Annotated in this window: 18 protein-coding genes and 3 pseudogenes; all 21 read left to right on the plus strand. The window is 46.6% G+C overall.

What is annotated here, in order from left to right; translation table 11 throughout:
• Window positions 1–733: 733 nt before the first annotated feature.
• The 21 genes and pseudogenes from AC2TF6_RS13830 to AC2TF6_RS13930 all read left to right on the plus strand — a co-directional run bounded on the left by AC2TF6_RS13830 (window position 734) and on the right by AC2TF6_RS13930 (window position 19,494).
• Complete coding sequence (locus AC2TF6_RS13830) at window positions 734–1,558, plus strand: alpha/beta fold hydrolase (RefSeq protein ID WP_491311652.1); 825 nt, start codon at window positions 734–736, stop codon at window positions 1,556–1,558.
• A gap of 356 nt (window positions 1,559–1,914) precedes the next feature.
• On the plus strand, window positions 1,915–3,120 hold the full coding sequence (locus AC2TF6_RS13835; protein ID WP_491311653.1) for a bis-aminopropyl spermidine synthase family protein: 1,206 nt from the start codon (window positions 1,915–1,917) through the stop codon (window positions 3,118–3,120).
• 71 nt (window positions 3,121–3,191) lie between these two features.
• The gene (locus AC2TF6_RS13840; RefSeq protein WP_491311512.1) at window positions 3,192–3,419 is read left to right on the plus strand and encodes an HAD-IIIC family phosphatase; all 228 of its coding nucleotides are present in this window, start codon (window positions 3,192–3,194) and stop codon (window positions 3,417–3,419) included.
• An 87-nt stretch (window positions 3,420–3,506) separates the two neighbouring features.
• Window positions 3,507–5,009, plus strand: a complete 1,503-nt coding sequence (locus AC2TF6_RS13845) for an alpha/beta hydrolase family protein (RefSeq protein WP_491311513.1) — start codon at window positions 3,507–3,509, stop codon at window positions 5,007–5,009.
• Between the two features lie 258 nt (window positions 5,010–5,267).
• Entirely contained in the window at window positions 5,268–6,188 is a 921-nt protein-coding gene (locus AC2TF6_RS13850; protein ID WP_491311514.1) for a tyrosine-type recombinase/integrase, read from the plus strand.
• A 323-nt stretch (window positions 6,189–6,511) separates the two neighbouring features.
• Window positions 6,512–7,357 (plus strand): helix-turn-helix domain-containing protein, encoded by an 846-nt coding sequence (locus AC2TF6_RS13855; protein WP_491311515.1) that lies wholly within the window; start codon window positions 6,512–6,514, stop codon window positions 7,355–7,357.
• 70 nt (window positions 7,358–7,427) lie between these two features.
• Window positions 7,428–8,414 carry an ABC transporter substrate-binding protein gene (locus tag AC2TF6_RS13860; protein WP_491311516.1) on the plus strand — a complete coding sequence of 329 codons (987 nt, stop codon included), beginning with the start codon at window positions 7,428–7,430 and terminating at the stop codon, window positions 8,412–8,414.
• A gap of 26 nt (window positions 8,415–8,440) precedes the next feature.
• A pseudogene (locus AC2TF6_RS13865) lies at window positions 8,441–8,545 on the plus strand (thioredoxin reductase); the annotation flags it as partial.
• A gap of 486 nt (window positions 8,546–9,031) precedes the next feature.
• Entirely contained in the window at window positions 9,032–9,250 is a 219-nt protein-coding gene (locus tag AC2TF6_RS13870) for a hypothetical protein (RefSeq protein WP_491311517.1), read from the plus strand.
• Window positions 9,240–10,448, plus strand: coding sequence for an MFS transporter (locus AC2TF6_RS13875; protein ID WP_491311518.1), 1,209 nt, complete (start codon window positions 9,240–9,242; stop codon window positions 10,446–10,448). Before AC2TF6_RS13870 ends, AC2TF6_RS13875 begins: the two co-directional genes overlap by 11 nt.
• Window positions 10,449–10,476: 28 nt before the next feature.
• Window positions 10,477–10,602, plus strand: a pseudogene (locus tag AC2TF6_RS13880) (AAA family ATPase); the annotation flags it as partial.
• A gap of 278 nt (window positions 10,603–10,880) precedes the next feature.
• A pseudogene (locus AC2TF6_RS13885) lies at window positions 10,881–11,054 on the plus strand (transposase); the annotation flags it as partial.
• Window positions 11,055–11,251: 197 nt separating this feature from the next.
• Window positions 11,252–11,614, plus strand: coding sequence for a GntR family transcriptional regulator (locus AC2TF6_RS13890; RefSeq protein WP_491311519.1), 363 nt, complete (start codon window positions 11,252–11,254; stop codon window positions 11,612–11,614).
• A 2-nt stretch (window positions 11,615–11,616) separates the two neighbouring features.
• Window positions 11,617–12,489, plus strand: a complete 873-nt coding sequence (locus AC2TF6_RS13895) for an ABC transporter ATP-binding protein (RefSeq protein ID WP_491311520.1) — start codon at window positions 11,617–11,619, stop codon at window positions 12,487–12,489.
• Window positions 12,486–13,202 (plus strand): hypothetical protein, encoded by a 717-nt coding sequence (locus AC2TF6_RS13900; RefSeq protein ID WP_491311521.1) that lies wholly within the window; start codon window positions 12,486–12,488, stop codon window positions 13,200–13,202. The genes AC2TF6_RS13895 and AC2TF6_RS13900 overlap by 4 nt, the downstream gene beginning before the upstream one ends.
• Window positions 13,203–13,576: 374 nt before the next feature.
• Window positions 13,577–13,906 carry a PadR family transcriptional regulator gene (locus tag AC2TF6_RS13905; RefSeq protein WP_369998815.1) on the plus strand — a complete coding sequence of 110 codons (330 nt, stop codon included), beginning with the start codon at window positions 13,577–13,579 and terminating at the stop codon, window positions 13,904–13,906.
• Window positions 13,907–13,919: 13 nt separating this feature from the next.
• Window positions 13,920–14,786: a pentapeptide repeat-containing protein gene (locus AC2TF6_RS13910; protein WP_491311522.1), complete on the plus strand. Its 867-nt coding sequence runs from the start codon at window positions 13,920–13,922 to the stop codon at window positions 14,784–14,786.
• A 13-nt stretch (window positions 14,787–14,799) separates the two neighbouring features.
• Complete coding sequence (locus AC2TF6_RS13915) at window positions 14,800–15,570, plus strand: ABC transporter ATP-binding protein (protein ID WP_491311523.1); 771 nt, start codon at window positions 14,800–14,802, stop codon at window positions 15,568–15,570.
• Window positions 15,571–16,338 (plus strand): ABC transporter permease, encoded by a 768-nt coding sequence (locus AC2TF6_RS13920; protein ID WP_491311524.1) that lies wholly within the window; start codon window positions 15,571–15,573, stop codon window positions 16,336–16,338.
• Between the two features lie 492 nt (window positions 16,339–16,830).
• Complete coding sequence (locus AC2TF6_RS13925; RefSeq protein ID WP_491311654.1) at window positions 16,831–18,210, plus strand: MFS transporter; 1,380 nt, start codon at window positions 16,831–16,833, stop codon at window positions 18,208–18,210.
• 72 nt (window positions 18,211–18,282) lie between these two features.
• On the plus strand, window positions 18,283–19,494 hold the full coding sequence (locus AC2TF6_RS13930; protein WP_491311525.1) for a macrolide family glycosyltransferase: 1,212 nt from the start codon (window positions 18,283–18,285) through the stop codon (window positions 19,492–19,494).
• Window positions 19,495–19,896: the final 402 nt, after the last annotated feature.

Below are 19,896 nucleotides of genomic sequence, written 5' to 3' on the forward strand. Positions count from 1 at the left end.
TAGGGCAAAATGACACTTATGCCGTGACGGGTTGTCGGAGGACAAGAACATATATCGTAAAGGAGTCGCATCGTTGCGGCTTTTTTTATTTTAACGATACATGTTCTTGTCCCAAGTCAAAGACAAGAACATGTATCGTTTTCCGATTGGACAAGAACTTGTATCCTAAAGCGCGACTGTGAGAGCGAAGCATGCAACCACTGTCATGTTTAAGATTAATGCGGTGAATGGATAAATAAGAAATAGCCTATTGAGGGTTTCTCAACAGGCTGACCAGCCCCGCATTCTTTATTTTGGCCAGGCCGGTCTTAGAAGTTAAACTTGTCAGAGTCTGATCCAACCCCTTAGGTTCTGGTTCAGCGCATCGTCGGTTTGACTTGTATGAATGTTTTTCAACCTTATAGGTTAAATTATTTTTCGTGACTAAAATCGAAAGATGGTGAATTCCCATTTTACATTTGATGGCCATACTGTATTAGATTTCGGCTCAGGTACTGGGGCGAATTGTTCCATGTTTCATCCTTTAATCTTCGGACGAAATATCAAGTTATATGAAGGAATTTCAAAGAATTTTAAAGCCTAACGCAACCGTTATCGTTATGGAACCATGTTTATGCAAGAAAAAAACGTTTATGTAATAGGTTTATGAAATGGTATGACAACGGGGAGTATATTCGATTGTTTATTTTTTTCAGTGAAACCATATCACTGTAAAGAGAGGTAGAGTGTGACGATGACTACTGCAAACATAAACGGATACTCAATGCATTATATCGATCAAGGAAAAGGAACCGCCATCCTCTTCATTCATCCTCCGGTTCTTACAAGCTTAAATTTTACATACCAAATTCAAGGGCTATCGCCTCATTTTCGAACCATTGCTTTTGACATCAGAGGACACGGTAAGAGTCAGCCTTCCAAACAAACGGTTACTTATCCTTTAATCGTTGAGGATATTAAACAGTTGATGGACCGGTTGAGCATCGATAAATTTTTCTTGTGCGGATATTCTACTGGGGGTTCGATAGTGCTTGAGTTTCTCTTGACTCATCCCGATCGGGCATGGGGAGGCATCGTCATCGGTGGAATGTCGGAAGTGAACGAAAGCTGGTTAAGAAACAAAATATCTTTGGGTGTTGCTTTCTCCAAAATCGGAGCAGTCGGCACGATCGCATTTTCCAATGCCTGGTCGCAAGCTAAAGATCTATCTTTGTTTCGGGAATTATTCAACGATGCGAAAAAAGGAAATGCCAAAAATGCGGAACAGTATTACCAGAACAGCTTGAAGTACAACTGTACATCGCAGCTTCAGGAAATCTATCTTCCCGTCCTGCTCGTTTACGGGGAAAAAGACAAGCACTTTCATCCTTATGCCAAAATGTTGCATCAACGATTGCCGAAAAGTGAACTGGTTTTCATTAAAAAAGTCGATCACCGGATTCCTACGAAAGCCTCCGAACCACTGAACGAACTGATCAAGCAGTTCGTGGCCACTAAGGGAAGTCCACCCGATCAAGCCCACTCCGGTCAACTTGACTATAACTATCCTGTGTGGTAATATAATCTAATTATTACTAAGGAGAGATGTTGATGTCGGCGGTAGTTCTTAACTAATCAAATTCCATACTTGAAGTTTTCAACAGTCCCAAAGACCAATTGCTGAAAAAGCATGGTTTGTTTCGTTATGGGTATTTTGAAGGCTTCGGAATTAGTTAAGAACAACGGATATTAATCTAGGCCTTAGTGCTGCCTATTTTTACGCACCCACAATCCGTGCTGTTTTCAGCTCGGATTTTTTTGCTTTTCGCGGTGTTTATTTAGGCAGTGTCCAAAAAGGGCAGGGATGACGTATGTTCATTCCTGCCCTTTTTGTGTTTTCAAAACGAAATAATTACATTTTTTAGGAGGGTTTGTGTGAAGACGTATATTGAACAAGCAAGTCAGAATACCCGGCTGCAAGAAGGGACGCAGGTGATCGAGCAGTTGTTACTCGAATGTTACTTGAACCCGGGGATTTCAACGAAAGAGTTGGCACGCAAAACGCTGCTTCCGACCCCTGTCGCTGCGGCAATTAAACGGGAATTGATTAAAGCGGGGGCGCTCGTGCAGGATCGTGGTGTCCGCTGTACTGCAGACGGACTCGGATGGATTGAGCGGGAATGGGGATACGGCGGTTTGGATCATTCCCTTTATTACGATCTGCTTGATGAGACAAAATGGATGGAGAGTCTTAAAGATATCTTGGCTATATTGGAGGAACTTTTTGCGCTGCGGCCGTCTGTTGATGTTCAGATCGATCAGTCCAAATGCACGCCGGAAACAAGCTTACGCCGGGCTATTCTTTGTTTGAAGCAGCATGCGTTGATCGGAAAGAAGATTTTATGCGTCGGCGATGATGATCTGGTAAGTGTGTCTATTGGTCTGCTGCTGCAGCGGTTGTTTCCAGATGGCGGGCACACCGTTACGCATGTGGATGTTCTGGATATTGACGAAAGATTCCTAAGATATATTGAAACGATTGCGAAGGAGCGGGGATTACCGATTGGGTGCCACCGGCTTGATTTGAGGGAGCCACTACCGGAAAACCTGCACGAGCGGTTTGATTGTTTCTTTACGGATCCCCCATATACGCTTCAGGGAATGGGGCTGTTCGTATCGCGCGGTATCCAAGCATTGAAAAGGGAGAAGGGACTGCCGATATTTCTCTCTTTTGCCCATAAATCGCCTGCCTTTATGCTTGCCATGCAGCGGGAATTTGTCCGCATGGGGCTGACGGTCAGTGCTAATTTCCCGCAATTCAACGCCTACGAAGGCGCAGAAATGATCGCCAACCGTAGCCAAATGTTTATTCTGCGGAGAACGGATCAGACGAAACCCGAATACTCGGAGACTTTCACGGACGCCTTGTACACAGGTGAAGTGAAACAAACTTTGCGTACTTACCGCTGCAAGCAGTGCTCAAGAGAAGTGTATGTCGGCATCCATGGGGAGTTTGCAACCATCGAACAGCTTAAGAATGAAGGATGTACAGGCTGCGGCAATGATACATTCGATATGGTGGCCAAAAAACAAGTATCTCAAGAAAGGAATGACAAAGATGATCATACGGCCCCTGTATAAAAAATATAGCTTTATGCCGACTTATCTGACGATGGAATATAGCGAATACGATGCAGCAGGGGAGAAAGAACATGATTAAATGCTTGATATGGGATCTTGATGATACATTATGGCAGGGAACATTGTCTGAAGACGGGGAGGTTACGCTGCGTCCGGGCGTCAGGGAGGTTTTGCGTACGCTTGATCATCGTGGGATTTTGCAGAGTATTGCCAGTCGAAACGATCCGGATCGGCATCACAAACGCTGGCGGAGCTCGGGATCGAATACCGCAAGATCGAATTACAAAATTGTAAGGTAGATGTAAGGCAAATCGATAGCTTAGACCAGCCTGGCAGGATAAGATTGGAACAAACGAAAATACAAATTTTTCAAAAGGAGAATCGAGATGAGGCTGTTTGAACTGCTGCTTTTTTTGTCAAATATCGGCTTGTTTACATTAACAGTCCTATTAAAAAAAAGACGGCGTAGAATTCCGGTATTCGTTGCAAGCGGGATCGCCACACTTTTACTGGTCATTCATTGGACGGTGGAAGGATACAGAGTTCAGCTATTTTTTCCATATTGCATAACGATCATTTTTTTAGCCATTTCAGGTTATAACTATTTTAAAAAAACTGGCCAAAAAAAAATCCCACGATTCATGTTGGGTTCAGCTTATACCGCTATAGCGATAATGCTGGTCGTAACAGCGGGTCTCATGTATGCTTTTCCTGTATTTAAACTACCTGAACCGTCAGGCGAATTTAAGGTAGGAACGCAATCTTTTCATTTCGTGGATACAAATAGGGAAGAGATTTTCGACGAGGCTAAAGATAGTAAGAGAGAATTGATGGTTCAGGTATGGTATCCGGCTCAAGCTGGCACCGGCAAGTACGCTCCCCTTATTCCCGATACCCGGATTTTACGTTATATGGCCGCGAACTATGGCCTTCCCGGGTTTACTTTTCAACACCTGAAGTATGTATCCAGTCATGCTTATTCGGGGGCCGAAGTCTCTTCGGCACAGACTTCATACCCGTTGATCCTTGCGAATCCCGGCTTCGGCTCTTCCAGGTTCCTCCACACGTCGCAAGCCGAAAATCTCGCGAGTCACGGATATATCGTGGCAGTGATCGACCACACCTACAATACATTTGCAACCGAGTTTCCGGACGGTCGAATCACGACCATCAAAACCAACGACTTATTCTCCCCCGACCATGATTACCGGACGGAAAGCGGAAATCGCGACAAGTTGGGAAAAGTTTTAACCGACGATGTGGCGTTTACGTTGGACCAATTCGAGCTCATCCAATCGGGGCAGATTCCAAGTCATCTAAAAGGGAGGATGGATCTCGGTCATGTCGGGGTGTTTGGTCATTCCATCGGCGGAGCGACGGCCTATGACGCTTCTTACGATCCGCGAATCGCGGTTGGAATAGACTTGGATGGAGGGCTTTATCGACTGCGTGACAGAGAGGGTCTGCGAAAGCCGTTTTTATTCATGAACTCGGAAAGCGAATTCGAAAGATTAAAGATGGTGATGGATAACCACGCCTACACGGAGGCAGAGCTTAAACGTATGGGCAACACAAGAGAGTGGATGGATCAAGTAACGGAAGACAAAAAGTTGGAGCTTGAACGGATGCGCGAAACGGTTGCTTCAGGGGGGCAATTCCTCTATATCGAAAATACGGAACATTTGAATTTTGCCGACGTACAGTTCATTTCTCCGATTTTCAAAATGCTGGGCATTACAGGAAAGATTGCGCCCGAAAGAACGAACTCCGTTATCAATGCCTATATGCTGGATTTCTTCGATATGTATCTGAAAAATCAAGGCGGAATCTTAATGAAAGGACCGGATAGCCGCTTTCCGGAGGTGAAGTTCGCAACCTCGCAATTATAAATTACGGAACAGGCTACCGATTTTGATATGCTCCTCTTCAAGTAGAAGGGTTTAATAAATAAACCACTACTTGAAGGGCCCAACTAAGGTGAGGATGTGTTATAATAAGTGCGCCAAATACATATTTGGCGCACTTTCCTTTTAAATCGATTTTTATTTTTATTTGCGACCAAGAACAGGGGTTCTTTTCAGTCTGACATTTAGAAACAATCCAGATGTACCGGTGAGCACTTGTTGATGGAGGGAGAACGCACCTAGATGTATAGCGATGAAATCAAAGAGAGATATGCGGAGCAGATCCGCGCATTTTCATTATGGATGAAACATTCCGGATATACCGTAGCAACGCAAAAAGAGTATATCAGAGAAGTGCTGAGCTATCTTCAATCCTTAGAAGGAAGTTCAATTGAAGAAGCGGGCAAGATAGGCGTTATCAGCTTTCTTGTTTCCAAGCAAAAAACGGCCGGTGAGTCTACCAGAAATCGGTCACTTTCAGCAATAAGATCCTTTTATAGCGCTTTGATCGACTTCGAGTTGGCAACGAAGAATCCCGCGTTAGAAGTGAGAAAATCCAAGACCGAGAAAAATAAGAAGCCAATATATCTCGAAGAAGAAGAGCTGATACAAAGCCTGGAGTATATCAACGGAAGGTATCGGAATCGAAATATAGCCATATTCCTGCTAATGGGTTATTGCGGATTACGAGTAGGTGAAGTGCACCGATTGAACCTCTTAAACTTCAAAAAGGCAAAAGGAACTATCGAAGTGTTTGGTAAGGGAAGGAAGTGGAATGAAATCCCGCTTCCCGATATGCTAAATGACTATTTAAGTAAAGTCTTGGAGGAACGGCTTACTCCTTATAGCAAAAAAGAAGACGCCTTCTTTGTATCACAAAAGGGAAGACGACTCTCGATCAGACAGATCCAGAAGATCGCTAACCAAACTTTTTCAGCTTTTAAGGAGAAAAATCCAAAGGTAACGGACATGAATTTATCCTGCCATAAGCTGCGGCACTCTTTTGCAACAATGATGCTAAAAAAAGGCCATGATATTCGAATCGTGAAGGAGCTTATGGGACATTCATCAATTGAAACCACCGCGCTCTATACGCATGTAAATGATGAGCAAAAGAAAAATGCCATGGCTTCTGTTAACATACCAATGGAGGCGATTGGATAGTGCCTAATGGACGTACCAGTAGCAATGTCAACATATAGGATACTTAAAAGTCGCGTAATTGCGGCTTTTTTTGTTGTGCTTAAAAAAATGAAGACAGAAGAAAACAATGTACCTGTGCTTCTAATCCAATCGCTTGCACAAGGAATAGTTTGGGACATAGCTTCACTTTCGTGCATAGAAAGTGTTATTATAATAAGAATGATTCTCAATCTCAATTAAAAGAACGAAGTGTGCTCGCCCCCGATGTATAAATGTGATTGCCGGTCGGCAGGGAGCGTACAGTCACATGTAGTCATGGCCTTGATTGCAGGAGGTAAGAGAATATGGACATTAACAAACTTGCAGAGCATTTTGCGCGCACCTCGTTTCGAGTAGAGCAAGTCTGCCGATATATGCGGGATCCGGGGATGAGCTGTGATGATTATACGGAGCCTTTTCCGGGATTTGTTTTCCCATTGAGAGGCAAGGCCGATTTTGATTTCAGCGGCAAAGTGTATACGCTGACTTCGGGTAACGCGGTTCACGGCGGGGCACGAATGCCATTGAACCGAAGTGTTCTTGGTGATACGAAATGGGAATATCTGCTTGTTTTATATCGAATCTGTGCACCAGAGCCGTCTAGTTTTTGCTTGTCCAACATGCATTTTCAACTGAACACGGGGCAAAGCCCCCGCCTTTTGGAATTGTTGGAGCTATTGTGGCGCTCATCGAGAGAACCCGGCGGAATCTCGACCTTTCAGACAGAGACGCTCTTCCGTTGCGTCCTGGAAGAACTGTTTGTTTGTGCCCGCAATCAAAGCAATGATGGAGAACAAGCGCTATTTGAGCAAGTATCGAAGTACATACATGAGCACTATATGGATGGACTTAGCGTACGTGCTTTGGCTGAACAAAATGACATCAATGAAAATCGTTTGTTCTATGTCTTCAAAAAGCATACGGGGATGGGACCAGGCAAGTATTTGATGGCCTACCGTCTGAATCGGGCGAAGGAGAGTTTGCTTGCGAATGACGCACCGATTGGCGAGATTGCGAAAAGTTTGGGTTATGAAGACGCGTTGTACTTCAGCCGTATTTTCAAAAAACAGGTGGGTATCTCTCCGGCCGAATTCCGCGGGAGGTTCAGGAATAATCCATATGGAATTCAGGATGGCCCCATTCCTATCTAAAATGCGTTTTGCTACACTGACCATAGTTTGATTAGTCAAGCAAAACTTACGTTACATAGGAGGAGTCAGAATGAAAACAGTCATAAGATTGGTCTTATCGTTTGTACTTTTGGCAGGTATTTTAGCGGGATGCGCTGGAACGCCGGAGCCTGGCAATAATCAAGCAGGGGCAGGAGCATCTGAAAAAGCCGAAGAAACCAAGAAAGAAGCAGGCCAATGGCCGAGAACGTACGTAGATACGCTTGGTCGTGAAATCGTGCTTGAAAAAAAACCGGAGAAAGTAGCGCTCCTGTTCTTCCGTAACTTCGAGCATATGTTTTTGCTGGATGAAGCTCCTGCAGCAGCGACAGATTTGAATGTTTTGGACGAATGGGAGTCGTTGGCACCCTACAAATCGAGCCGAATAACGGATATCGGTTCAATGACAAACCCCAATCTAGAAAAGTTGCTGGAAGTCGGACCCGACCTGATTATTATGGTTTCGGCACGGTACGGCAGTTATGGAGACCAACTGGAGAAAATCGCCCCGGTTATTACGGTGGATAGCAATGAGAACAACTGGCAGGGAGCCCTGCGGGAATATGGAAAAATTTTCGGCAAAGAGCAAAAGGCAGAGACAGAAATTACACGGATTGAATCCTTGATCACGGATTCCAAAGAACAGTTGAAAAAATTCAGTGACAAGACGTTTGGCGTCATTATGCTGGGAGACAAGCTATTTTGGGGCTTTACGACACAATTTGTTTTCAACAAGGAAAGCGGTCTTGCTTTACAGCCGCCAAGCCAATATGTCAATATGTCGACCAAAGGGGAGCAGATTTCCCTGGAAGGGCTGGCAGCAATGAACCCCGATTATATGTTTGTTGCGGATATTGGCGGGTCTTCGAAAAAGCTGCAAGGCTATCTGAAAGATTTGGAAAGCAATTCCGCATGGAAATCGTTGAACGCAGTCAAGAATGAGCGGATGTATGCGTTAGACAGCTCGATCGCAGCAGGTGGACCGCTCGGAATCGAGTTGGGGGTTAAGACCATTATGAAAAACATGTTGGCGCGATAGAAAGCGCTACTTGCCCCATAGAGGCGATCCATGAAGAATTGTTTGACGTTACGATTATCGGCGGAGGGCCAGTCGGGCTCTCTGCTTCCTTTTACAGCGGCTTGAGAGAAATGAAGACAAAGGTCATTGAATAGCAGCCAAGTTGAGTTCCCAGTGCTCTCAAGTCATTATAACGTAAAGGAGCCGCATAGTTGCGGCTTTTTTTGTTTTAACGATACATGTTCTTATCCCAAGTCAAAGACAAGAACATGCATCGTTTTCCGATGGAGGACAAGAACTTGTATCGTTAAGTACAACTGACCATAATTATTATTCATCATTTATCCAAACTGGGTGGCCGGTGGTGTCGCCCGTTACGATTTCGGTTCCCGTCGGTCATTCATAAAAAAGCGTCATCCTTTCTATTTGATATAAGAAAAGGATAACGCGCTTTTATCTTTAGAAATAGCATTTTTAACTTAATGATGCTAGGGTACCGCCATATAAAAAGCGGATTGCATTCCTTTTCGCAAGCACTTCTTTTGGTAAAAAACGGGTTGACTATCGATGAAATCCAAGATAAAATGTAGCAGTAAATTAGTAAATTAGTAAATTAGTAAACGGAAAGAGGGGAGGAAATGAAAATATCAATTACGTTAAAACATAAACCTGTTGCCGTGACAGAAATCTTTTCATTAGGATTCGCTCAATGGAACGATAGAGGAGAGGTATATGAACCGCGGCAGCCTGTCATCGACCGGGTTTGCCTGCAAAGGGACGACGACGAGATGATCAGCGAACGTTTGCGCACATTATCAAAAATTTTAAAGGATACGGGGTATCGAAATGTTTTCTAATAGTTATGTTCGAACGATTATCCTCTCCCGAGTTCTGCTACAATTGGGAATTTGGATCCGGAATTTTGCCGTTCTTCTTTTGGTTAGCGAATTGACGAATAATAATCCGGTTTATGTCTCACTGATTTCGGTTGCGGAATTCGCTCCGATCTTCCTATTCGGCCTTATTGGCGGGACCTTTGCCGACCGAAGGCTGCCGAAGCGGACAATGGTTTGGAGCGATCTACTGTCTGCCTTGTCCGTAGGGGCTGTGCTGCTTGCCCTCATGAATGGTGGATGGATTGCACTTCTCATCGGAACATTTATTTCCGCCAGCCTGTCTCAATTTTCTCAGCCTTCGGCTATGAAACTGTACAAGCGGCATGTTCCAGTTGAACAATTGCAGGGCGTGATGGCAATGTCCCAAACTCTTGTCGCTGTCTTTACAGTTTTAGGTCCGGTCATCGGCACGTTAATTTTCTTACAGTTTGGAATTAACGTATCGCTGATCCTGACGGCAGTTCTGTTCCTAGGGTCTTCCCTTATATTAGCGACGCTTCCTCATGACACGGAGGAACCGAAATCTGGCGATGCCGGCGGCTTCATAAAGGAGTTAAAGGCCGGGCTGCGCTATATCAAGTCCAATCAATCCTTACGAACACTCTGCTTGACTTTCTCAGTTGTCGGATTGGCATCAGGACTGACTCAGCCGCTTCAGATCTTCCTTGTCATTGAGAATTTGGGACAGGACAAACAAATTCTGCAGTGGTTGGTTATGACCAATGGGGCAGCCATGTTGGTAGGCGGAGTTGTCATCGTAGGAATAGCCAAAAAGGTGAAGCCGCAGCTGTTGCTCATGGTAGGCTTGCTTGTCACCGCCGTCTGTACGATTGGAATAGGCGCGTCTACGATAATTTGGCTGACAATTGTTCTTTTGGTAATCAACGGTTTGTTTTACCCTTGTATTCAAGGCGGAATCCAGACTCTTATTGTGAGGAACACGGAAGGGGCATTTATTGGCCGGGTATCGGGAGCGATCATGCCTGTTTTCATGGGGATGATGGTGATTGGCATGTTCATATCCGGCTATCTGAAGGATACGTTTTCCCTGCTGGCCGTATATGCGATGAGCGGCGGTTTGATTATTGTCGGTGCGATTCTTCTGCTCCCTCTTATTGTTGAGAAAAGAAGAAAAGCGGAGAGAGGTCCAGCATCATGACGGATAGGAGAAGAAATGGATGACTGAATTGGAGTTGGATGGCAGTATCCATCTTTCCACCGAAATTATATGCAGACATCCAGACTTCATAGCGGTTATCACAACCAATCGCAGTTATACAGGATCCCGACCGCTTAACGAAGCACTGCGTGACGGGGGTAAGAAAAAGAGGAGTAGATTGCGCTAGGGATCTACTCCATACTTTTTTCTGTTTTGTTAAATTATTGGTTCTTTTCGAGTAAACGGAACCTACTGATTTGCCCCAACTAGCCTTATCACGGTGTAACAAGTAGGGGGATGAACGGAATAGCTCTCGGGATCCGAGTCCCACGGGCAGAAACGTTCGATCCCCGGCTACCGCAATCTTACGACCATAATAAAATAAGGTCGACCAGTAACATCTGGTGACCTCATAATACGAACAGGCAGTCCGAGCAAAACAAAATGGAGAGCAAGTTCGGTGAGACCAAGCGAAGGTTCGGGCTTGGTCGTATTCAAGCGCGCCTTGCGAAGACCAGCCAAACCGTAATTGCTCAACAATTCCTGGTCATGAATTTGGAGCGCAACCTCCGGATTCATTTTTGTGTTGAGTTGATCATTCAGTAAGCCCTAATATATCGCATCGCCGATTTAGCGGCGGGCGCATTCGGTATCCTTCTGCCTCTTCATGAGGTAGAGGGTTTTTTTTCGCTTATTTGGGGCGCAGCGGTTATAGACAATGAATTCAAATTCATGTATAGTTGGATACACGAGTAACCAACCGTTCAACGTTACAATCGTTCTTTAGAGAAAAGAGGTCCTTGATGAAACCGACATTGGATGAATCCCAACCAATCTTTCAACAGATTGCCCAAATGATCATGGACGAGATTGTGGGGGGCGAATTAAACGAAGAGGAGCAAATTCCTTCCGAAAATGAATTGTCGCGCTTCTATAACATCAATCGGGCAACAGTACGCAAGGGTCTTCAGGCTTTGGTGGATGCAGGGATAATTTATAAACAGCGGGGGATAGGCATGTTTGTAAAGAGCGGAGCGAAGCTGCAATTGTTGAAGGAACGTCAGCGTCACTATCGCGATCAGTTCGTCCTTCCCTTGTTGGAAGAAGCGAAGAGAATCGGATTAAGCAAGGAATCGGTCGTTCAATTGATTCTGGAGGAGGAGTAATGATGATATACGTAAACGAAGTGGCGTATTCATACGATAACGTTCCCGTTCTCGAAAAAGTATCGTTCGAGGAAAAGGAGCCGGTGATTGCGGGGCTGTGGGGACGCAACGGGGCCGGCAAAACAACGCTGATGAGATTACTGGCCGGTCATCAACGGCCTCACGGCGGAACGGTTCAAGTTATGGGCTTGGCACCTTACGGTAACCCGGCGGCAGTTCGGCATGTTTGCTACATGCAGGAGGATCATCCGTTCAACACGATATGGACGGTGCAGGATGCGCTTCGTTTCGGTCTATATTTCAATGCCAACTGGGATCAAGCTACGGCAGACCGCCTGGTCGAAACTTTCAGATTGGACCGCAAGAAGAAAGTAGCCAAACTGTCCAAAGGGATGAAGTCTGCGCTTCAGTTTATTATCGGGTTATCTAGCCACGCCGACGTAACGATATTCGATGAGCCGACGAACGGCCTGGATGCCGGGATGCGGAGAAAGCTGTATGAGGCATTAAGGGAAAGCCATGAGGAATCGCCTCGTCTCATTCTGATTTCGACGCATCATATTGAAGAAGTCCAAACGCTCTGCGAATCGTTGATCGTTATGCACAAGGGCAAGCTGCTTCATCATCAACCGATCGACGAGTTCCGCGAGCATGGCATATGGTTGGCTGGCGAACGAAGCGCGGTGACAAGCGTTATTGACGGTCACAAAGTGCTGGAGCAAAGCGCGTTGGGATCGAAAATCAAGGTGATGCTCGACGCCCCCTATTCGAAGCAATGGAAAGAGCAAGCGCAAGCCTATGGACTTTCCATTGAGAAAGCGGACTTGCAAAATTATTTGCTGAATATAACGGAAGATGCGGAGGTAAACATATGAACGCACGGAGCGCTGTATTCCGATTGATATACGAGGATGTGAACTGGTATTTTGTCAAACTTATGCTGCTGTTCATTACCGTTCCGTTGACGATCGTATGGATCATCATCGGCTTGGTCTTTGACCTCAATCGGGAAACGCTTGCCGCGATATCCGGGCCTGCGTACTTCTTTTTCGCCGGTTTCGGGCTCTTCGGATTCAAGTCCCTTTTTCCGATATCGATCGGAATGGGAAGCACGCGCGAGCAATTCCTTAAAGCTTACTACGGCGTGGGCATAGGGGGCGTTATTTTCAGCGTCTTGTGTCTGAACATCTGCCAATACGCGCTAGTCACGATCTATCAACGGAATTCGGTAGAAGCCGGCATTCTGCATGCCGCAAGGTTATTTCTGGATGAGTACCATTTCTTCGCCTATTTGTGGATCGATCTGATGGTGGGCATGGCATGCTTCGGTCTTTCTTTTTTCGGCTATGCCATCGTGTATCGGCTAGGATTTATCCGCAGCGTCATCATGTTCATGATCGTAACGGTCACAGGCATCTTTCTTTATTATGGAGGCGCTATTTCCGCTTTGTTCGACTGGATGTCGAATTTCAAGATGAGTGCGATGGCGATCGCTTCATGCGTCGGGGCGGTGAGTCTGGCTGCGTTATTCGCCACGTACCCGATGCTGCGCCATGCGCCATTGCATCCGATGCCGAGAAAAAGATAACCGGACCGCTATCAACAACACATAGCGTCCGGATCGGGTGCACGAGCGGCATTCGAGAAGCGCAAACGGCAGAAATGCCGTTTTTTGCTGTTTAGGAAACTCCTGTCAGAGGACAAAAGGGTCTCTCATCGAGCAGTTCCTCAAAAGTCGAAAGTAACAGACCCTAATGAAATGGGGCGGTCTCGCTTATTATCACTTCTCTTTATTTATCGGTTTGAATTGAATGACATCGCAAATAACTCCCAAGAAAGCCGCGTCCTGCGCGGTTTTTTGCTGTGGATACATGAATTATTTAAGACAAAGTATTTTATTTAAAACATTACCTTGACTGTCATAGTAATATGTCTTATCATACAAAGTGTGGAGGTGATTAAATGAGCGAGAACAAGATCACATCCGACCTGCTGCGCGGACATACGGATACGATGATTTTACGGCTCTTGTCCGAAGCTGATCATTACGGTTACGAGATTGTCAAACTGATTGCCGAGCGTTCGGACGGCGAGTATGAATTGAAGGAAGCCACGATGTACTCCAGTTTCCGGCGGCTTGAAGCAGACGGCGATATCGAGTGGTATTGGGGCGACGAATCGCAGGGCGGACGGCGCAAGTATTTTAGGATTACCGAAAAGGGCAAGGATACTTACACCCGCAACAAAAGCAATTGGGAGTACGCAAAGCGCGTGCTGGAAAACTTATTATAAGGAGATTGATGGGATGAATCAGAGATTGACGGACTATTTGAACAGCGTTTTTACGCCATACGACGGGGTAAAAAGCGTCATCGAATTAAAGGCCGACCTGCTCTCCGATTTGCAGGAGCGGTATAGTGAACTCAAAGCCGAGGGCAAGGACGATGAAACAGCGTTTAAGATGACGATTGAAAGCATCGGTGACATCGAGCAAACGATTCTGGAGGTCGCCAACCTCTCCCGCTCGCTGGAACGGCAAGTAGTGACAAATTTTAGCGCAAGCAACCTGGCGAAGAGCGACTTTGCAGGCGTTACGGCCCATAAAGGTCAGTTTAATGGCAGCGCGTTGCACGGTTCCGACTTTTCTGGCGCAGATTTGACCGGCAGTTCGTTTAAGAGCAGCGACGTACGTGAAGCCAATTTTGACGGCGCGAATTTGACGGACTGCGGCCTGTCCGCGCTTGACCTGGCAAATGCAAGCTTCAATAAGACGATCCTTGTACGAACCAATTTTAGCAAGTCGGGCCTTGCCGGAGCCAAATTCACAGGCGTAAGACTGACCGACGTCTCGCTATCGATGATCGATCTTAGAAAAACGATTTTTGAAGGCTGTTTATTTGACGGGGTTGACTTCAAGCACTCCGATCTGAGCGGGCAGTGCTTTGACGGACAGACGTTTATCGGCGTTAAGTTTGAAAAAGCGGCATTAACCGAAGTTTCGTTCAAGGGAGCCACCTTTAAAAATGTTTCTTTCCAGCCTGGGTTTACCTTCACCAAGAAGTACTATCGTATGATCAAAACCATCTGCTTTGACGGCGCAACGATGGATAAACTGACCTATGCCGCTCTTAAAGGCATGGAAGCCGATTTGTCAAAAGTTACAGTCATTTAAGGGAGGGAATCCGATGCAAACCGTGCAAACCAAGGCCATTCAAGTAAAAGGACTGCAAAAATCCTACAAGCAGCATGAGGTGCTGAAGGGCGTTGATTTCGAGGTGGAAAAGGGCAGTATTTTCGCCCTGCTCGGCTCTAACGGTGCGGGCAAGACAACGATTGTCAAAATCCTCGCCACACTGCTCAAACCAGACGGCGGAACTGCGGCCATAAACGGGTTCGATGTTGTGTTCAGGCCCGATCATGTACGACAGGCGATCGGCCTGACCGGGCAATTCGCCGCCGTGGACGAAATATTGACCGGACGGGAAAATCTGATCATGATTGCCAAGCTGCGATACCTCGAAAATCCGCGACAGGTGGCGGATAACATGCTTAAACGCTTCGGCCTGACAGACGCCGCAGACCGCAAGGCATCTACTTATTCGGGCGGTATGCGCCGCAGGCTCGACATCGCCTTGAGCCTTGTGGGAAGTCCGCAGATCATTTTCCTCGACGAGCCGACTACCGGGCTTGACCCCGAGTCGCGCATCGAGGTTTGGAAGATCGTCAAGGAGCTGGCCGCCGGCGGCACGACGATACTTTTGACCACGCAGTATTTGGAGGAAGCGGAGCAGCTGGCCGACCGAATAGCCATTTTGCACGAGGGCAAAATTATTGCTAACGGCACGCTCTCGGAGCTAAAAAAGCTGTTCCCATCCGCGAAGGCGGAGTACGTTGAAAAACAGCCGACATTAGAGGAGATCTTCCTCGCAATCGTCGGCAAAAAGGAGAGGAAGTAAATGGAGGCGGTAAAGAAACATTATTTTAGCGATATGGGCGTTATGCTTGGACGTTCCATGCGCCATATTTCCCGCAGTTTGGACACCATCGTCACAGTCACCATCATGCCGATCGCGATGATGCTGCTGTTTGTATACGTGTTCGGAGGTGCAATTCAATCCGGAACGGATAACTATGTAAATTACCTGCTGCCCGGTATACTACTGATTGCGATTGCCAGCGGTGTATCCTACACGTCTTTCCGTCTGTTTACCGATGTGCAGCGGGGCATCTTCGAGCGGTTTCACTCCATGCCGATTTCACGTTCCACCTTACTGTGGGGGCATGTGCTGACCTCGCTGGTATCCAACGCCATATCGGTTGTCGTCATCGTTCTCGTAGCGTTGATTATGGGCTTTCGTTCGTCCGCGGGGATCCTGCCATGGCTTGCCGTAGCCGGCATACTCCTGCTGTTCACACTGGCGTTAACTTGGGTTGCGGCGATTGCGGGACTGTCCGCCAAATCAGTGGATGGCGCAAGCGCATTTTCCTACCCGATTATCTTCCTGCCGTTTATCAGCTCGGCGTTTGTGCCGACCGGGTCGATGCCGGCCGCCGTTCGCGTCTTTGCCGAGAACCAGCCGGTGACCGCGATCGTGGAAGCCATTCGGGCGCTGCTGTCAGATCAGCCGGTGGGCAATGATATATGGGTCGCTCTTACGTGGTGTGTTGGGATTTTGCTCCTGGCTTATATCTTTGCGATGAGAGTGTATAAAAAGCGAGTGTAAAAAAGATATTCAAGCAGGATAGACGGGGAAGGTCAATGGAGTAGTTATAACCCCTGAAAATGGCGAGCCTTGCCCATAAAAACGCTTCTACGGACGCATGTGGGCGGACAATAAAATGTATCGTTAAGAAGTCGCCGGATAGCGGCTTTTTTTGTTTAACCATGCAAGTTCGTACCCTCAACCCTAAGCCTTACAGGACATAAACATGGCTGTGCCATCTCAAAGTATGCTTCGATTACCGTTAAGCTTTTCATTAGAAAGGCAAGGGAACTGTACGGTACGATAAACAGTTCAAGGAATCAGCTTGTTTCCTATGAATGCCACTTAATAAAGTTTTTTCTTTACAAAGTACTTTGTTTATTGTATATTCGAAATGCCAAATATGGTTTTTATTTCCATTAAAATCATTCATTTATGGAGGTGAGGAAGACAACGAACTCCAATCAGACTGGGATTTTCGATACTCCGTACAGGGCGTTGACGATCGGTATTATGCTGGTTCTGACAACCGTAGCTTTCGAGGGGCTGGCTATTACGACAATTGCCCCGAAATTGGCACAAAGCTTGCAGGGCATTCATTTATACGGTTGGATCTTCAGCGCATTTTTGTTATCTCAGCTTGTAGGGACCTTGGTCATGGGGCAGCAAGTTGATAAGCGCGGCGTTTTTACATCCATGCTTGTGTCTTTTAGTATTTTTGTGCTAGGTACCGTGGTCGCGGCTGTTTCTTTCGATATGCACATGCTTATTGCCGGAAGAGCCCTTCAAGGTTTTGGGGCGGGAGCCCTGAGCACCTGTATTTATGCCAGTGTAACGTTACATTATCCGGATGCTCTTCGTACTCAAATCTTAGCGGCAATCTCCATGGCATTTGTTCTGCCTTCCTTAATCGGGCCTTATGTGGCAGGACTTATTGCTTCCTATATCTCGTGGCGGTTTGTTTTCTGGATCGTTTTACCCTTGCTTGTATTGGCATTAAGTTTAACATTCCGCTCTTTCCGTGATCTGCAGCTCCGGCAAGCTCTGACTGGTCCAGCCCAAATTGGTTCAGCCCAAACAACCGGCTCGAAAGTTATCCATGCGATTCTACTTGCCATTGGAACGGGGCTGCTGCTCACCGGGCTCGGTATGATAACCGATTGGAAAGGAATTGTGCTCACTTTTGGCGGGTTATTCGTCATGATTCCACTAATGCGCAAGCTGCTGCCCATAGGCACTTTTTCGGTGAAAAAAGGGTTGCCCGCAACTCTGGTTTCCAGAGGGCTGTATGTCGCTTGTTATTTTACAACGGAGAGTTTTGTGATCTTGGCACTAACGGAAGTGAAGGGGGTCTCGGCAGAGTTTGCAGGCCTGCTTGTAGCCGCAGGCTCTTTGAGCTGGTCCGCCGCAGCGTGGCTGCAAGCCAAGCTTGATGCAAGGGATCAAGGTCGTGGCCGAAAACGCAGAGTCATGCTGGGAATCGGGATTATGATCGCCGGAACTGTACTTGTGATCCTGGCCCTTATCTTGTCAGGCGGCGGAATTATGCTCATCCTGCTCTCGCAAATGATTACAGGATTCGGTGTCGGCTTAGCCAACCCTACAACCGGGGCCATTGCTTTACAACATGCCGATCCCAAGAAAGAGGGAGAAATGTCCGCGACTCTCCAATTCGTGGATTCCTTCTATATGGGAGTGAGCATTGGAGTAAGCGGCGCTTTAATCGCCTTGGCCGAAACTTTACAGTGGGGCATATCTACTGGGGTTTTGGTGGTGCTAACGCTCCAATTAGTCTTTGTCTTGATAAGTTTCTTAGCATCCTTAAGAATTACAGAACTCGTTCATCAAGCACATCATCCGATGAGCCGTGCGAAGGAAAAGCTTCCCATGTAACGGATAACGGATATGTTGTAGCAAATCCATCATGAAGAGCGGGGAAATTTATCGAATTCGGAGGTGGAGTAGATGGCACGTGTGTTAGTTGTAATTACTCCGGCTGAAGGCCATGTGAATCCGTCGTTAGGATTAGTCACTCAGTTGACGAACAATGGCGAGGATGTTGTCTATGTGTGCACGGAGGAGTACCGTTCCCGAATTGAACAAACCGGAGCCCAATTACTTACCTATCCATTTCCGCAAGATGCTTTCTCTCATGATCCGGTGTTAAAACCACAGGAGTACAAGCATCCTTATCCGTTCATTTATATGATGGTAGGCGGCATCATTCGGCGGATGGTCCCCGAAGTGCTTCGAGTGATAGAAAATCAAAGGTTCGATTATTTGATCTTTGATTCCCTCATGGGCTGGGGAGGGACTATTCTTGCAGAGAAGCTGCGCATTCCGGCGGTGTGTTCGATTGCCTCCTTTGCTTTCGTGGAGCCATTGGGAGCAGACCAAGGCTGGAATGAGGAGGAGACGGATACGAAGGAACTGTATGAGGCCACGATGAAAATAACGCGTGAGTTAGCGCAGGAGTTTCAAGTGAGTATTCCGGCCATGGAAGAGATTCCGGCACATGCAGGCCGGCTAAAGCTCGTGTATACAAGCCGTTATTTTCAGCCGCAGGCGGAAAAGCTGGACGATAGTTTTATTTTCGCCGGTCCTTCGATCATACCGCGTCAGGATGCTCCGGCCTTCCCGTTCGAGCTGCTTCGTGAACGGTACCCGCAAACCGTGTACATTGCGATGGGAACCATTTTAAATAAAAACTTGGAGTTCTATCGGCTTTGCTTTGAAGCATTAGGGGATTTACCGGTGAATGTTGTTCTATCTTCAGGAAAATACACGGATATGGAGCCGCTGGCGGATCGAATTCCCAACAATTTTATCGTCAAGCCATACATAGCGCAGTTGGACATGCTGCAGCATACGGATGTTTTTATTACGCATGCCGGAATGAACAGTACAAGTGAGGCGCTTTATTACAACGTTCCGTTGGTGATGATTCCGTTAACGTCGGACCAGCCCCTTGTCGCCAGTCGGGTACAGGAGCTGGGAGCGGGTATCACATTGGATAAACACAACCTCAGCCCGACAGTTTTGAGAGAGGCATTGGCGGAAGTGCTAAGCAATCCGCTTTATAAACAGCAGGCTTCCCTCATCGGTGAATCTTTACGGCAAGCCGGCGGTTATAAGCAGGCCGCCGATACGATTATGAATCATTTTGCGAAGGTTTAATTCATCTATTCCATACTCGAATGCACGTCTAATGGACTCCGCGGCAGAGGTTTTTAATTACCGCACTGATTGGAAAAAGCAGACCGGATGGTCTGCTTTTCTGCTTTTACGAAATACGCTTTAAAGCGTTTGCGAAACTCGGTTTTATCTAAATGCTTGATTACGTTTAGTTCTTGATCAAACGAACATTAGTTCATTTAGCAGTTGATTCAGGTCGAAATGATGTTCTAACATAGGGGTGATACCTCGGACATATCTTAAAAGCTTCGTAAAGGAGTGTTAATCGGTGATCACCATTTATGAGGAACAGCGGAAAGGACCTGTTGCGGACACCATTGAGCATTCTCATGCATCGCTTGAAAAGTGCCTGGAAGTCATCCGACGGATGGACGGATTCACATG

Source organism: Paenibacillus sp. JNUCC 35 (assembly GCF_058269095.1).

Bases quoted from the DNA above. Each gene is read 5' to 3' on its own strand.
- AC2TF6_RS13850 (WP_491311514.1), top strand. From the start codon at position 5,268: ATGTATAGCGATGAAATCAAAGAGAGATATGCGGAGCAGATCCGCGCA.
- AC2TF6_RS13840 (WP_491311512.1), top strand. From the start codon at position 3,192: ATGATTAAATGCTTGATATGGGATCTTGATGATACATTATGGCAGGGA.
- AC2TF6_RS13910 (WP_491311522.1), top strand. From the start codon at position 13,920: ATGAATCAGAGATTGACGGACTATTTGAACAGCGTTTTTACGCCATAC.
- AC2TF6_RS13920 (WP_491311524.1), top strand. From the start codon at position 15,571: ATGGAGGCGGTAAAGAAACATTATTTTAGCGATATGGGCGTTATGCTT.
- AC2TF6_RS13890 (WP_491311519.1), top strand. From the start codon at position 11,252: ATGAAACCGACATTGGATGAATCCCAACCAATCTTTCAACAGATTGCC.
- AC2TF6_RS13860 (WP_491311516.1), top strand. From the start codon at position 7,428: ATGAAAACAGTCATAAGATTGGTCTTATCGTTTGTACTTTTGGCAGGT.
- AC2TF6_RS13900 (WP_491311521.1), top strand. From the start codon at position 12,486: ATGAACGCACGGAGCGCTGTATTCCGATTGATATACGAGGATGTGAAC.
- AC2TF6_RS13830 (WP_491311652.1), top strand. From the start codon at position 734: ATGACTACTGCAAACATAAACGGATACTCAATGCATTATATCGATCAA.
- AC2TF6_RS13930 (WP_491311525.1), top strand. From the start codon at position 18,283: ATGGCACGTGTGTTAGTTGTAATTACTCCGGCTGAAGGCCATGTGAAT.
- AC2TF6_RS13925 (WP_491311654.1), top strand. From the start codon at position 16,831: ATGCTGGTTCTGACAACCGTAGCTTTCGAGGGGCTGGCTATTACGACA.
- AC2TF6_RS13915 (WP_491311523.1), top strand. From the start codon at position 14,800: ATGCAAACCGTGCAAACCAAGGCCATTCAAGTAAAAGGACTGCAAAAA.
- AC2TF6_RS13895 (WP_491311520.1), top strand. From the start codon at position 11,617: ATGATATACGTAAACGAAGTGGCGTATTCATACGATAACGTTCCCGTT.
- AC2TF6_RS13875 (WP_491311518.1), top strand. From the start codon at position 9,240: ATGTTTTCTAATAGTTATGTTCGAACGATTATCCTCTCCCGAGTTCTG.
- AC2TF6_RS13870 (WP_491311517.1), top strand. From the start codon at position 9,032: ATGAAAATATCAATTACGTTAAAACATAAACCTGTTGCCGTGACAGAA.
- AC2TF6_RS13845 (WP_491311513.1), top strand. From the start codon at position 3,507: ATGAGGCTGTTTGAACTGCTGCTTTTTTTGTCAAATATCGGCTTGTTT.
- AC2TF6_RS13855 (WP_491311515.1), top strand. From the start codon at position 6,512: ATGGACATTAACAAACTTGCAGAGCATTTTGCGCGCACCTCGTTTCGA.
- AC2TF6_RS13905 (WP_369998815.1), top strand. From the start codon at position 13,577: ATGAGCGAGAACAAGATCACATCCGACCTGCTGCGCGGACATACGGAT.